At 61.6% G+C, this 12949-nt stretch carries 13 protein-coding genes; 5 read left to right on the forward strand and 8 right to left on the reverse strand.

From position 1 onward, the window contains the following. Positions 1–78: 78 nt before the first annotated feature. A complete protein-coding gene (locus tag ACE04F_RS12755) occupies positions 79–1191 on the reverse strand; it encodes an enoyl-CoA hydratase/isomerase family protein (RefSeq protein ID WP_486107155.1) in 1113 nt (370 codons plus the stop codon). Between the two features lie 131 nt (positions 1192–1322). On the opposite strand from ACE04F_RS12755, the gene ung reads away from it, so the two are divergent. After that, complete coding sequence (ung, locus tag ACE04F_RS12760) at positions 1323–2015, forward strand: uracil-DNA glycosylase (RefSeq protein WP_486107157.1); 693 nt, start codon at positions 1323–1325, stop codon at positions 2013–2015. Between the two features lie 111 nt (positions 2016–2126). Here ung and ACE04F_RS12765 read toward each other — a convergent pair whose 3' ends face one another. From ACE04F_RS12765 to ACE04F_RS12780, 4 genes are read right to left on the reverse strand one after another with little or no spacing between them, the layout of a single operon-like run. Next, on the reverse strand, positions 2127–3170 hold the full coding sequence (locus tag ACE04F_RS12765; RefSeq protein WP_486107159.1) for an AbrB family transcriptional regulator: 1044 nt from the start codon (positions 3168–3170) through the stop codon (positions 2127–2129). Then, the gene (locus tag ACE04F_RS12770; RefSeq protein WP_486107161.1) at positions 3163–4677 is read right to left on the reverse strand and encodes a tripartite tricarboxylate transporter permease; all 1515 of its coding nucleotides are present in this window, start codon (positions 4675–4677) and stop codon (positions 3163–3165) included. The genes ACE04F_RS12765 and ACE04F_RS12770 overlap by 8 nt, the downstream gene beginning before the upstream one ends. 1 nt (position 4678) lies before the next feature. Further along, positions 4679–5140 (reverse strand): tripartite tricarboxylate transporter TctB family protein, encoded by a 462-nt coding sequence (locus ACE04F_RS12775; protein WP_486107163.1) that lies wholly within the window; start codon positions 5138–5140, stop codon positions 4679–4681. 55 nt (positions 5141–5195) lie between these two features. Further along, a complete protein-coding gene (locus ACE04F_RS12780; RefSeq protein WP_458129506.1) occupies positions 5196–6188 on the reverse strand; it encodes a Bug family tripartite tricarboxylate transporter substrate binding protein in 993 nt (330 codons plus the stop codon). Between the two features lie 422 nt (positions 6189–6610). Here ACE04F_RS12780 and ACE04F_RS12785 point away from each other — a divergent pair, with 422 nt between their 5' ends. Beyond that, complete coding sequence (locus ACE04F_RS12785) at positions 6611–7282, forward strand: response regulator (RefSeq protein ID WP_486107165.1); 672 nt, start codon at positions 6611–6613, stop codon at positions 7280–7282. Continuing rightward, positions 7275–8666 carry a sensor histidine kinase gene (locus ACE04F_RS12790; RefSeq protein ID WP_486107167.1) on the forward strand — a complete coding sequence of 464 codons (1392 nt, stop codon included), beginning with the start codon at positions 7275–7277 and terminating at the stop codon, positions 8664–8666. The genes ACE04F_RS12785 and ACE04F_RS12790 overlap by 8 nt, the downstream gene beginning before the upstream one ends. A 48-nt stretch (positions 8667–8714) precedes the next feature. Here ACE04F_RS12790 and ACE04F_RS12795 read toward each other — a convergent pair whose 3' ends face one another. Then, the gene (locus ACE04F_RS12795) at positions 8715–9536 is read right to left on the reverse strand and encodes an HDOD domain-containing protein (protein WP_486107169.1); all 822 of its coding nucleotides are present in this window, start codon (positions 9534–9536) and stop codon (positions 8715–8717) included. Positions 9537–9572: 36 nt separating this feature from the next. After that, a complete protein-coding gene (gene ygfZ / locus ACE04F_RS12800) occupies positions 9573–10514 on the reverse strand; it encodes a CAF17-like 4Fe-4S cluster assembly/insertion protein YgfZ (protein ID WP_486107171.1) in 942 nt (313 codons plus the stop codon). 149 nt (positions 10515–10663) lie between these two features. On the opposite strand from ygfZ, the gene ACE04F_RS12805 reads away from it, so the two are divergent. Together ACE04F_RS12805 and ACE04F_RS12810 are read left to right on the forward strand one after the other, a co-directional pair. Beyond that, entirely contained in the window at positions 10664–10918 is a 255-nt protein-coding gene (locus ACE04F_RS12805; protein ID WP_007930227.1) for an FAD assembly factor SdhE, read from the forward strand. Beyond that, on the forward strand, positions 10902–11354 hold the full coding sequence (locus ACE04F_RS12810; protein ID WP_486107173.1) for a protein YgfX: 453 nt from the start codon (positions 10902–10904) through the stop codon (positions 11352–11354). The genes ACE04F_RS12805 and ACE04F_RS12810 overlap by 17 nt, the downstream gene beginning before the upstream one ends. Here the strand turns inward: ACE04F_RS12810 and nadB are convergent. Then, on the reverse strand, positions 11323–12939 hold the full coding sequence (gene nadB / locus ACE04F_RS12815; RefSeq protein WP_486107175.1) for an L-aspartate oxidase: 1617 nt from the start codon (positions 12937–12939) through the stop codon (positions 11323–11325). The two genes, ACE04F_RS12810 and nadB, sit on opposite strands and share 32 nt — an antisense overlap. Positions 12940–12949 lie beyond the last annotated feature (10 nt).

The raw sequence follows: 12949 nt of genomic DNA on the forward strand, positions 1-12949 counted from the left end.
CATGAAGGCTGATTGATCCGACGCCTTCGCGAGCAGGCTCGCTCCCACAGGGGCAGTTGTCCGCCAAAGGCGCGTCCGTTATTCATTGGACAAATCCGCCAACGGATGCCGCCCCTCCCACACTTTGTGAAAGTGCGCCTCGACCGCCGCTTGCGGCACATGATTGATATCCGGCCAATGCCAGCGAGGCTTGTGGTCCTTGTCGATCAACCGCGCACGCACGCCTTCGCTGAATTCCGGATGACGACAGCAATTGAGGCTCAGGGTGTATTCCATGCGGAACACACCGGCCAATGACAAATGGCGGGCGCGGCTGATCTGCTCCCAGACCAGGTGCGCCGTCAGCGGCGAGCCTTCGGTCATGGTCCTGGCTGCCCGGGCGATCAATGGGTCCGAATGATCCACCAGCAGGCTCAGGGCTTTCCAGGCACAGCGCACGTCGCTGACATCCAGCCACTCATCGATTTGCTGCCGACGCGGCAACCACTGGGCTTCGGGCTGTTGCGGCAGAGCTTCCTGCTGCAGGGCCTTGAGCAGGCTGTTGAGCTGCATCTCGGTCTGTTCCTGCCAGTTGAGCTGCAACAGGCCTTCGATCAGGTCATCCTGCTGCTCATCGAGTAGAAAGCGATCGGCCAGGCCCAGGTCGATGGCATCCCGAGCGTTCATGTGAGCACCGGTCAGGCCCAGGAACAGGCCAAGCTTGCCCGGCAGGCGCGACAGGAACCAACTGGCGCCGACGTCCGGATACAAGCCGATGCTGATTTCCGGCATCGCCAGGCGACTGCTCGGCGTGACGATTCGCGTGCTGGCGCCTTGCAGCAGGCCCATGCCGCCGCCGAGTACATAGCCATGCCCCCAGCAGATCAACGGTTTCGGATACGTGTGCAGGTTGAAGTCCAACCGGTATTCGGCAGCGAAAAACTGCGCCGCCAGCGGCGGCACTTCGCCGGGGTGGGCGCGACACGCTTCGACCAGGCTGCGCACCTCGCCACCGGCGCAGAAGGCCTTGGCACCGTTGCCGCGCAACAGCACACAGACAATCTGCGGTTCCCGGGCCCAGGCGTCGAGGCGATCGCGCAGGGCGTTGATCATCGGCAGGGAAAGGGCGTTCAAGGATTTTTCAGCATCCAGGGTGGCGACGCCCAGGCGCGCCCCGTTGATGCCGGTCAGTTCTTCGAAGTGCAGATTCATCGTGACCTCGATCGGAAAATTGAATGATCAGTATGACTGCTGTGGGGGAAAGTGCCGGATCGGCGTCAGATCAATTGACAAGCCCTGTAGGCTTTCCTAGGGTGCGCCCATTGTTTCTTCCGGGTGCAACCATGACCGCTGACGACCGTATCAAACTCGAACCCAGCTGGAAGCAGGCACTGCGTGCCGAGTTCGACCAGCCGTATATGGCGGAGTTGCGCGAGTTCTTGCGCAGTGAATACACCGCCGGCAAGGAAATCTATCCGCCGGCCCCGCTGATTTTCAACGCCCTCAATTCCACGCCGCTGGACAAGGTCAAGGTGGTGATCCTCGGTCAGGATCCGTACCACGGCCCGGGCCAGGCCCACGGCTTGTGCTTTTCGGTGCAGCCGGGCGTGCCGACGCCGCCGTCGCTGGTGAACATCTACAAGGAATTGAAGCGCGACCTGAACATCGATATTCCCAACCATGGCTATCTGCAGAGTTGGGCCGACCAGGGCGTGTTGTTGCTCAACACGACCTTGACCGTGGAGCGCGCCAATGCCAATGCCCACGCTAAAAAAGGCTGGCAGCACTTTACCGACAAGGTCATCGAAGTGGTCAGCGAACACCAGCCGCACCTGGTATTCCTGCTGTGGGGCGCTCATGCCCAGAGCAAGCAGAAGCTGATCGATGCGACCAAGCATCTGGTGTTGACTTCGGTCCACCCGTCACCGCTGTCAGCCCATCGGGGCTTTATCGGCTGCGGGCATTTCAGCCGGACCAACAAGTTTCTCCAGCAGCATGGCGAGCAGCCGATCGATTGGCGGTTGCCGCCGGTTTAAGCGGTCGGCAATAAGGGCCCCTTCGCGAGCAGGCTCGCTCCCACATTGAATTTGTGTTTCTCCTCAAAACTCTGTGGGAGCGAGCCTGCTCGCGAAGAGGGCAACCCCGGCCTACAAGTCCGGATCCGGCCTGCGAACCCAATACCTGAACAGCGGCTCCGCCAGAAACAGCACGAACAGCAGCCGCATCACCTGCAGCGCCGTCACCAACGGCACCGACAGTTGCAGCGTCTCCGCCGTCAGGCTCATTTCGGCGATACCGCCGGGCATCATGCCCAGGGTCAGCGAACGCAAGTCCAGGTGGGTCAAGGTGCTCAGGCCCAGGGCCGCAAGCGTGGCGATCAGCATGGTCAGCACCGTTCCAATCAAGGTGCGCCCCATGAACGACGGTGCGCGGCGGAAGAACTGCCGGTTGAAATGGCAGCCCAGGCCGCTGCCGATCAGCCATTGGCCGATCTGGCTGCCACCGTCGGGCAGGCCGATGTGCAAATCCCAGCCGATGCTCACCGCCGCGCTGACCAACAAGGGGCCGAACAGCCATGGATTGGGTTGGCGCAAGCGCTCCCAGATCCAGGCGAGCAGGGCACCCGCTGGGAACAGAACCGCCAGCCACAACCAATCCACCGTCGTGGCGTGTTGCACCGGGGTGCCGTCACCGAGCAGATACTTGAAGGCAGCCGGCACGCACAACACCACCACCAGCACACGCAGGCTCTGGCCCGCGGCGACATGGCTGAGCATCGCGCCATTGCGAGCGCCGAGGTTGACCATCTCGCCGGAACCGCCCGGCATGCTGGAGAAGAAGGCTGTGGCGCGGTCTTCACCGGTGCGGCGCATCAGCCAGACACTCACCACGCTGGACACGCTGGTGATCAGCGCGCCGAAAAAAATCAGGCCGAAATGGCTGAGGACTTGTTCCATCACCACCGGCGTAAAGTGCAGGCCGATACCGATGCCCACCACCCATTGGCCGCATTTGCGGCCGCCGGGGATTTCCATCAATTGCCAGGGAGTCAGACAGCGCACCAGGATGATCGCCAACAGCGAGCCGACCATCCAGGGCAAGGGCCAGCCGATCAGGCTGGCCAGATAACCGCCGGCCAGACCGACCAGCGGCGTTCCCCACCATTGTCTGAAAGTTGTTGCCTCAGACATTGGCCAGGGCACGACGCTGGGCGCTGCGACGACGCCAGATGCGCAGCAGAGGCAGGAACAGCATGATTGCCGTCAGGACCCAGCAGCCGAAGGTGATCGGGCTGGACCAGAGAATTTCCAACGCGCCATTGGAAATCGACAATGCACGACGCAGGTTCTGCTCCATCAGACCGCCAAGGATGAAGCCCAGCAGCACGGGTGACAGCGGGAAATCCAGCTTGCGCAGGATGTAACCGAAGATACCGATACCAATCATCAGGAACAGGTCGAACGTTGTGGCGTGCACCGCGTAGACGCCGATCCCGGTAATGATCGCGATCACCGGGACCAGTGCCCAGTTCGGCACGGCCAGGATGCGGGTGAAGACGCGGATCATCGGAATGTTGAGGATCACCAGCATGACGTTGGCGATGAACAACGAAGCGATCAGGCCCCAGACGATGTCCGGTTGTTGCTGGAACAGCAGCGGGCCGGGCGTGATGTTATAGAGCGACAGCGCGCCGATCATCACCGCCGTGGTGCCCGAACCCGGTACGCCAAGGGTCAGCATCGGCACCAGTGCGCCGCAGGCCGCGCCGCCGATGGCGGTTTCCGGGGCCGCGAGGCCACGCTTGTCGCCCTGGCCGAACGTCCCACTGGCGCCGGCCATGCGTTTCTCGGTCATGTAGGCCACGGCACTGGCCAGGGTCGCGCCCGCGCCAGGCAATACACCCATGATGAAACCGAGCACGCCACAACGGATGTTCACCCAGAACACCGAGGCCGCTTCCTTGAAGTTGAACATCATCCGTCCGGTGGCTTTCACCGCTTCCTGACCGCGGTGGGTTTTTTCCAGCAGCAACAGAATCTCGCTGATGGAGAACAGGCCCAGCACCAGCACGACGAACTGGATGCCATCGGTCAAATGGATGTTGTCACCGGTAAAACGGTACACGCCGCTGTTGGCATCGATGCCGACGCAGGACAGGAACAAACCGATCAGCGCCGCAATGAACGTCTTGAGCGGGCGGTCACCGGCCATGCCGCCGAGGCAGACAATGGCGAACACCATCAATACGAAATACTCCGCCGGTCCGAAGGCAATCGCCCATTTGGCCAGCAACGGCGCGAACAGCACCATGCCGCAGGTAGCGATGAGCGCGCCGATGAACGAACTCCACGCCGACAGCGACAACGCCACCCCGGCCAGGCCTTGGCGGGCCATCGGGTAACCATCGAGGGTAGTCATCACGGTGGAGGCTTCGCCGGGGATGTTAAGCAGGATCGAGCTGATACGTCCGCCGTATTCGCAACCCAGGTACACCGCTGCCAGCAGGATCAGCGCCGACTCCGGCGGCAGTCCCAGGGCGAAGGCAATCGGGATCAGCAGCGCCACGCCGTTGATCGGGCCCAGGCCCGGCAGCAGGCCGACCACGGTACCGATCAGCGTGCCGCTCAACGCGGTGACGAGGTTGTACGGCGTCAGCGCAACGCCAAAACCCTGGCCGAGATAATTCAGGGTATCCATATCAATTCTCCAGGACGTCGAGCAGGCCCAGGGGCAGCGGCACGTCCATCAGCTTGTCGAACAACAGATAAAGACCAATGGCCATGAGGCTGATGATCACCACGCTCGGCACCCAGCGGCCGCCGTACAGACGTGCCATCGGCACGCCGATCAGAATGCTGGCGAGGATGAATCCCAAGGGCTCGAAGGTCCCGGCGAACACCAGCAGCAGCGCCACGCAGATACCGATCTTCTGCAGGGTTTCACGGTCCAGGTGCGGATCGTCTTCGCTGTGCACGACGGGCGTGGGACGAAACAGCATGTACAGCAGCGCCAGCCCCATCAGCCCGAGTATCAGCAGGGGAAAGGCACGCGGGCCAACCGGTTCATAGGAAAAGGCTGCCTGATAGGGCCAGGCCATCAGTGCCAGGCCGATGCAGGCCAGCAGCAGCACCGCGGCAATAATACGTTGGATGACGAGCATGACTAACTCCTGGGCGGCGCCGACTGTGCCGGTGCCGCCGCGAGAACAGAGGCGATTACTGGATCAGGCCGAATTCTTTGGCCAGCATCTTGTAGTCGGCCACTTGCTTCTTCACGTAGGCGTCCAGCTCCGGACCGGTCATGGCGAACGGGAACAGTTCCCGTTGGTCGCGCAGCTTGGCGAACTCTTCGGAGGCCAGCAGCTTGTCGAAGGCATTTTTCCACCATTCGTATTCTGCATCGGTGACCTTCGGGCCCAGGTAGAAGCCACGTACTACCGGCCAACGGATGTCGTAGCCTTGTTCCACGGCGGTCGGGATGTCTTTCATCTCCGGCTCGTCCAGGCGTTTATCAGAGAACACTGCCAGCAGACGCATGTCGCCGCTCTGGATGTGTGGCATGGAGTCGGAGATGTCGGTACTGCCCACCTGGATATGGCCACCCAGCAGCGCGGTAGCGATTTCGCCGCCGCCTTCAAGGGCCACGTAGCGCAGTTTGCGTGGGTCGATGCCGGCAGCCTTGGCAATCAAAGCGGTCTGCATCCAGTCCTGGCTGCCGACGGTACCGCCGGAACCGATCACCACCGAGCCCGGATCTTTCTTCAGGGCCTGTACCAGATCGTCGAGATTCTTGTAGGGCGAATCGCTTTTCACGGCGATGGCGCCATAGCTGGTGCCGACGGCAGCGAGCCAGCGCACATTGGTTTCATCAAAACGGCCAAACTTGCCTTGCGCCAGGTTCAGCAACGAGCCACTGGACCAGGCCACCAGCGTGCCGGCGTCGGCCGGGCGTTGTGCGACCACTGCGTTGTAGGCCACCGCGCCGACACCGCCGGGCATGTAGGTGACGCGCATCGGCTTGGTCAGCAGTTTTTCATTGACCAGCGCGCTTTGCGCCAGTTTGCAGGTCAGGTCGAAACCACCACCTGGAGCGGCAGGGGCGATGCACTCGGGGCGCTTCGGCTCTTTGGATGCATCAGCGGCGAGCGTTTGCCCGGCGAGCATCAGGCATCCGACGGCAAGGGCTACTTTACGCAGTGCTAGGTTCATTTTTGTCTCCACAGGAGTTGTTGTTTTGTGTTTCAAATCAGGCTTCGCAGCGCATGTACGGCGCAGACCCGCAAACGCGTTTCAAAGACGCGGCAGTTCGGTCTGCGCAGCGGCACAGGCAAGGGTAGTCTGGTTGGGGCAGGAATGGCGGGTGGGCATTGAAGCCAGAAGCTGTATGGACAGCATGATGAATACTCCGCTTATTGTTTTTATTCGGCGAAAACGCTTCGAGGCGTTTTTCGTTTCGCGACGTGTTTCGCGACCGGCAGTCGAAACTGTCCGTGGAGCGACTCTAGCGGCCCAACCTTTCGCTAACCTTTCAAAAGCTGTCAGGATGATTTTGAGCTTCACAGTGGCGAATGCGGCTGTAAACTCCGCGCCAAAGAATGGCCCCGACCATCCCTGAATCGAGGAAAACCCCCATGCGTGTCCTGCTCGTCGAAGACCATCTGCAGCTCGCCGAAAGTGTCGCCCAGGCCCTCAAGAGCGCGGGGTTGACGGTGGATGTGTTGCACGACGGGGTGGCGGCCGACCTGGCCTTGAGCAGCGAGGAGTACGCCGTGGCGATTCTGGATGTGGGGCTGCCGCGCATGGACGGCTTCGAGGTGCTGGCGCGCTTGCGGGCGCGGGGCAAGACGCTGCCGGTGCTGATGCTGACCGCTCGCAGCGACGTCAAGGACAGGGTCCATGGCCTGAACCTCGGCGCCGACGATTACCTGGCCAAACCTTTCGAACTCACCGAGCTCGAAGCGCGGGTGAAGGCGCTGCTGCGCCGTAGCGTATTGGGCGGCGAGCGGCAGCAGCGCTGTGGTGGACTGGTCTACGACCTGGACACCCGGCGCTTTACCCTCGACGAGGAACTGATGACCCTGACCTCTCGCGAGCAGGCTGTCCTGGAAGCGTTGATCGCCCGGCCCGGGCGGGTGATGAGCAAAGAGCAACTGGCGGCGCAGGTGTTCGGCCTGGACGAAGAGGCCAGCCCCGACGCCATCGAAATCTATGTCCATCGCCTGCGCAAGAAGCTCGACGGCCATGCGGTGGCGATCGTGACGTTCCGCGGCCTGGGCTATCTGTTGGAAAATCGCGATGCATAAGCCCGACAGCCTGCGCTGGCGGCTACTTCGCAACCTCGCCTCGTTGCTCGTGGTACTGATGCTCGCCAGTGGCCTGAGCGCTTATTGGAATGGTCGTGAAGCCGCCGATACCGCCTACGACCGGACGCTGCTGGCCTCGGCCCGAACCATCGCCGCCGGCCTTTCACAGCGCGACGGTACCCTCAGCGCGGACGTACCTTATGTGGCTCTGGACACCTTCGCCTATGACAGTGCCGGACGTATCTATTATCAAGTCAACGACATCCACCAGAAGCTGATCTCCGGCTACGAAAATCTTCCCGGGCCGCCGCCCGGGACGCCGCGCACCGACGATTACCCGGCGCTGGCACGTTTCTACAACGCCAGTTACCAAGGGCAGAATGTGCGCGTGGTGAGCCTGCTCAAGGCCGTGAGCGAACCCGAAATGAACGGCATGGCGGAAATCCGCGTGGCGGAAACCGAAGAAGCTCGGGTCAGCATGGCCCGCAGCTTGATGGCCGATACCTTGTTGCGGCTGGGCATGCTGGCGGTGGGCGCGCTGTTGCTGGTGTGGTTCGCGGTCAGCGCAGCGTTGCGCCCGCTGGAGCGTTTGCGCACGGCGGTGGAGGAGCGCCAGCCGGACGATTTGCGGCCGTTGCCGCTGGTGGAAGTCCAGCACGAATTGTGGCCGTTGGTACGTGCGCTCAATCACTTCACCGAACGGCTGCGCGGCCAGTTCGAACGCCAGGCGCAATTTATTGCCGATGCCGCCCATGAGCTGCGCACGCCGCTGGCGGCGCTCAAGGCTCGTCTCGAATTGGGCTTGCGCGCCAACGAACCTGCGACCTGGCGCGAAACCCTGGAAACCGCAGCCCAGGGCACTGATCGCTTGACCCATCTGGCAAATCAACTGCTGTCGCTGGCGCGGGTGGAAAACGGCGCGCGGGCGATTGCCGAAGGCGGTGCGCAACTGCTCGACTTGAGCCAGCTCGCCCGTGAACTGGGCATGGCCATGGCACCACTGGCCCATGCCCGCGGGGTAGCGTTGGCCCTGGAGGCCGATGAATCGGTCTGGTTACGGGGCGAGCCGACGCTGCTCAACGAGCTGTTGAGTAATCTGGTGGACAATGCCCTGGCCCATACGCCCTCGGGCGGCAACGTGATCCTGCGGGTCGCCGCGCCCGCGGTGCTGGAGGTCGAGGATGACGGTCCGGGCATTCCTGAGACTGAGCGGGAGCGGGTATTCGAGCGCTTCTATCGGCGCAACCAGCAAGTGGCTGGCTCGGGATTGGGGTTGGCGATTGTCGGAGAAATATGCCGAGCGCATCTGGCGCAGATCACCCTGCATGACGGCCAGGAGGGTGGGTTGAAGGTGCGGGTGAGTTTTGTTCCTGGCTCAGAATGAACCGAGCCGGATGCCGTTGTGGCCAACACAATCCATTGCCCAGTCTGCTTAGTAGAACATCGACCGCGCTTCTTCCAGATCCGCGCAACGGTCCTGGTTGTCCAGGTCGATGCCCAGCTTCTTGATCGCAGGCACCCCAAACGCATCGATCTTGCTCAGCGGATGGTCGGCGTCCTTGTAGCAATACAGCGCGGCAACCTGCACCAGGTCGACATAATCGAGTTGTTTCGAGTCTCGGGTGAAATCCAGGTACAGCCCTGGCAACTTCACCAGCCGTTCGGGAAACTCCCAGACACTGAGCAGCTTGTCCCCCAGCACGGGATGGATCGTCTCGATGACGTGATTGAGGCTGACCGGGTCTGACAGCAATTCGTTGTTGTCTTCGGCATACGTCAGAATCGGCAGTACGCCGATTTGGTGGACCAGTCCACCCAGCGCTGCCTGATCAGGCTTGAGATGCGTGTAACTGCGACATAGCGCATAGCTGACCCCAGCGATCTCCAGGCTCTTGCGCCAGACTTCCCGCATTTTTTGTTCGACGACATCGGAGCGGGCATGGAATATCTGCTCCATGACCAGCCCGATCGCCAGGTTGCTGCTGTAATTCACGCCCAGCCGGGTGATGGCTGTGTGCAAGTCCGTAACCTCCTGCGTGGCGCGCAGCAGCGGGCTATTAACCACTTTTATCAGGCGTGCAGAGAGTGCCGTGTCGCGGCCAATCACTTTGCTCAGGTTGCTGACGCTGATTTCCGGGTCTTCGGCGGCCCGGCGAATCTGCAGGGCCACTTCCGGTAATGTCGGTAGGACCAGGTCATCATTATCGATGGCCGCCACCAAATCCCGCTGGACCTTATCCGCCAAATCGCTCATTTCGGTTCTCTAGGGTATTGCGACAAAATGTTGCGATCAACGCTGGATTTCGCGGTCGCGGTCCAGTTCGTAAGGCAAGTCCAGCAATTGTAGCGCGGGTCCCTCCAAAGCACCGAGGTGCAAATTGCCATCTTCTGCTGCTTCGGCCTGCAACACCGCCAGCAGTTCGATGTTTTGTTCGCTACGGGCAGCAATGACCACCTCGCCGATGGAGCTGCCGTGAGTGGGGGAGAACAATGGTGTGCCCGGCTCCGGCAGCTCGTCAGCCTCCAGCTGCAGACGATACAGCCGGCGCTTGAGCTTGCCGAGGTACTGCATGCGCGCGACGATTTCCTGGCCGGTGTAGCAGCCTTTCTTGAAACTCACACCGCCAACGGCTTGCAGGTTAAGCATCTGCGGAATGAACAGCTCACGCGTAGCCGGCATGACTTGGCCGATGCCCGCACGGACCTGGCCCAGCAGCCAGCGGTTGAGGTCGCCTTCGGTCAGTTGCGCGCTCAGGCGAGTGCGCAGCGTATCGGCCTGTTCGGCGCGCGCCCAGAGCTCGGCGCGGCCCGGGGAGACGCGGATGGCGATCAAGGATTCATGGCGAACCATGCTGTCAGTATCGGCCGGTAGCTCCAGGCCCAAGTTGCTGAGTGCGAGGTCGGCACCTTCCAGTCCGAAACGAACCCATGCCGCACTCTCGTCGGTGAGCTTGGATTTGGAGAACACCGCGTATTTCTTCAGGTCCGCCAGTTGCGGTTCGAGTAATTCAGTGGCCATTGCCAGGAGTACGCCGTCGCCTTCAAGCAGGATCCTGAAGCTCGATTGCATCCGGCCTTTCTGAGTGCAGCGGGCACCGAGGCTGGCCCGGCTGTCGTTCAGATAGTTGAGATTGCAGGTCAATTGGCCTTGCAGAAATTTGCTTGCGTCCACGCCGCGGACCGCGAGAACGCCTTCGTGGGACAGGGTGCAGAAAAAAGCGGAATCAGCCATGGGTCATCGCAGGGTAAAAAGTCTGGAGGACATCATAAGGAAACGCCCTTGAAATGGGTAGTTCACAAAGGATCGGTGGCGGCCGGCCAAAGCTGTCTGTTCCGCTACGGCCGGGCCTGTATACTTGCGTTCTATTTGAGGAGCGCTCCATGGTCGAAGACGTTGAACTGAATCGCCTCTACTGGCACAGCCGCCGCGGCATGCTTGAACTTGACGTGTTGCTGGTGCCGTTCGTGAAGGAGGTCTACCCACACCTTAATGACGTCGACCGGGCGTGTTACGTCCGCTTGCTCGAATGCGAGGATCAGGACATGTTCGGCTGGTTCATGGAGCGCAGTGAATCCGAAGATCCGGAACTGCAGCGCATGGTCCGGATGATCCTGGATCGTGTCCAGCCCAAGTAGTCACTTCGAGTGCCGCTGGCGCGCCTCCGGGCAACTGCTGGCGGCCTATCTCCTGGCTCAGGTGTTTGCCTTGGGCGCGTTGTTGCTGTGCTCGATTCCTTCCTGGCTCGCAGTCGTTGCTGCCATGGTGTGCCTGGGCCATGGCGCCTGGGTGCTACCGCGATATTTATTGCTGACTCATCGCCAGGCTTTTCGCGGTTTGCGTCGCGATGCCGATGGCTGGCAGCTCTGGAGCGAGGGCGGCGGCTGGCAGGCAGTGCAGTTGCGGCCGGACAGCCTGGCATTGCCAATGATCGTGGTGCTGCGCTTTCGCTTGCGGGGCGAGCGGTGGGTCCGCGCGTTATGCGTGCCCCACGACGCGCTGGCGCCGGATATTCATCGGCGCCTGCGGGTCCGACTGAGGTTCAGCCGGCGTAGGTGGGCGGCACCAGAATAGTGTCCAATGCTTCGGGCAGCAGGTTCGGGTAGTCAAGCGTGTAGTGCAGGCCTCGGCTTTCCTTGCGCTCCATGGCTGAGCAAATCATCAATTCGGCCACCTGCGCCAGGTTGCGTAACTCGATCAGGTCGCGGCTGACTTTATAGTTGCTGTAGAACTCATCGATCTCATCCAGCAGCAAACGCACCCGATGCTGGGCTCGTTGCAGGCGCTTGTTGGTACGTACGATGCCGACGTAGTCCCACATGAAGCGCCGCAACTCGTCCCAGTTGTGGGCGATGATCACATCTTCGTCCGAGTCGGTCACCTGGCTGGCGTCCCAGGTCGGCAGAGTGGTCGGTATGGCGATCTGCGGCAACTGCTCGAGGATGTCCGCCGCCGCCGAGCGGGCATAGACGAAACATTCCAGCAACGAATTGCTGGCCATGCGATTGGCGCCGTGCAATCCGGTGAAACTGGTTTCGCCAATTGCATACAGGCCGGGTACATCGGTGCGGCCGTGCTGGTCGACCATCACCCCGCCGCAGGTGTAATGCGCCGCTGGTACCACCGGGATCGGTTGCTTGGTGATGTCGATGGAAAATTCCAGGCAGCGTTCATACACCGTGGGGAAATGGTTTTTGATGAAGGCTTCGGGTTTGTGGCTGATGTCCAGGTAGACGCAATCGATGCCCAGGCGCTTCATTTCATGGTCGATGGCCCGCGCAACGATGTCCCGTGGCGCCAGTTCGGCGCGCGGATCGAAGCGCTGCATGAAGCGTTCGCCGTTGGGGAGCTTCAGGTGAGCGCCTTCGCCGCGCAGGGCCTCGGTCACCAGGAAACTCTTGGCCAACGGGTGATACAGGCAAGTGGGGTGGAACTGGTTGAATTCCAGGTTCGCCACTCGGCAGCCTGAACGCCAGGCCATGGCAATGCCGTCACCGCAGGCACCGTCGGGGTTGCTGGTATAGAGATAGACCTTGGCTGCACCGCCGGAGGCGAGAATCACGAAGCGCGCACCGTAGGTGTCGACTTCACCGCTACCACGATTGAGCACATAGGCGCCCAGGCAGCGGTCCCCATCCAGGCCGAGGCGTTTCTCGGTAATCAGGTCGATCGCGACTCGCTGCTCCAGCAATTCGATGTTCGGCCGTTGCCGGGCCTGGGCCAGCAGCGTCTTGAAGATCGCCGCGCCGGTCGCATCGGCTGCATGGATGATCCGCCGGTGGCTGTGGCCGCCTTCGCGTGTCAGGTGGAATTCAAAGCCGCCATCTTCGGTGCCCGATTGCTCGTCACGGGTGAAGGGCACGCCCTGGTCGATCAGCCATTGGATGGCTTCCCTACTGTGCTCGACGGTAAAACGCACGGCTTCGCGATTGCACAACCCGCCGCCGGCGTTAAGCGTGTCGTCGACATGGGATTGGATAGTGTCTGCGTCATCCAGCACGGCGGCGACGCCGCCCTGGGCCCAGAACGTCGAGCCGTTGGCCAGGTCGCCTTTGCTCAGCACTGCTATGCGCAGGTTCGCCGGCAATGTCAGCGCAAGGCTCAATCCGGCGGCGCCGCTGCCGATTACCAGAACATCATGTTGAAACTGTTGGCTCATTCGAATGGTT

This window comes from Pseudomonas sp. AGC41 (assembly GCF_057334555.1).

Coding starts and splice junctions, on each gene's coding strand:
- ACE04F_RS12755 (WP_486107155.1), bottom strand. CDS start 1,191: ATGAATCTGCACTTCGAAGAACTGACCGGCATCAACGGGGCGCGCCTG.
- ung (WP_486107157.1), top strand. CDS start 1,323: ATGACCGCTGACGACCGTATCAAACTCGAACCCAGCTGGAAGCAGGCA.
- ACE04F_RS12765 (WP_486107159.1), bottom strand. CDS start 3,170: ATGTCTGAGGCAACAACTTTCAGACAATGGTGGGGAACGCCGCTGGTC.
- ACE04F_RS12770 (WP_486107161.1), bottom strand. CDS start 4,677: ATGGATACCCTGAATTATCTCGGCCAGGGTTTTGGCGTTGCGCTGACG.
- ACE04F_RS12775 (WP_486107163.1), bottom strand. CDS start 5,140: ATGCTCGTCATCCAACGTATTATTGCCGCGGTGCTGCTGCTGGCCTGC.
- ACE04F_RS12780 (WP_458129506.1), bottom strand. CDS start 6,188: ATGAACCTAGCACTGCGTAAAGTAGCCCTTGCCGTCGGATGCCTGATG.
- ACE04F_RS12785 (WP_486107165.1), top strand. CDS start 6,611: ATGCGTGTCCTGCTCGTCGAAGACCATCTGCAGCTCGCCGAAAGTGTC.
- ACE04F_RS12790 (WP_486107167.1), top strand. CDS start 7,275: ATGCATAAGCCCGACAGCCTGCGCTGGCGGCTACTTCGCAACCTCGCC.
- ACE04F_RS12795 (WP_486107169.1), bottom strand. CDS start 9,536: ATGAGCGATTTGGCGGATAAGGTCCAGCGGGATTTGGTGGCGGCCATC.
- ygfZ (WP_486107171.1), bottom strand. CDS start 10,514: ATGGCTGATTCCGCTTTTTTCTGCACCCTGTCCCACGAAGGCGTTCTC.
- ACE04F_RS12805 (WP_007930227.1), top strand. CDS start 10,664: ATGGTCGAAGACGTTGAACTGAATCGCCTCTACTGGCACAGCCGCCGC.
- nadB (WP_486107175.1), bottom strand. CDS start 12,939: ATGAGCCAACAGTTTCAACATGATGTTCTGGTAATCGGCAGCGGCGCC.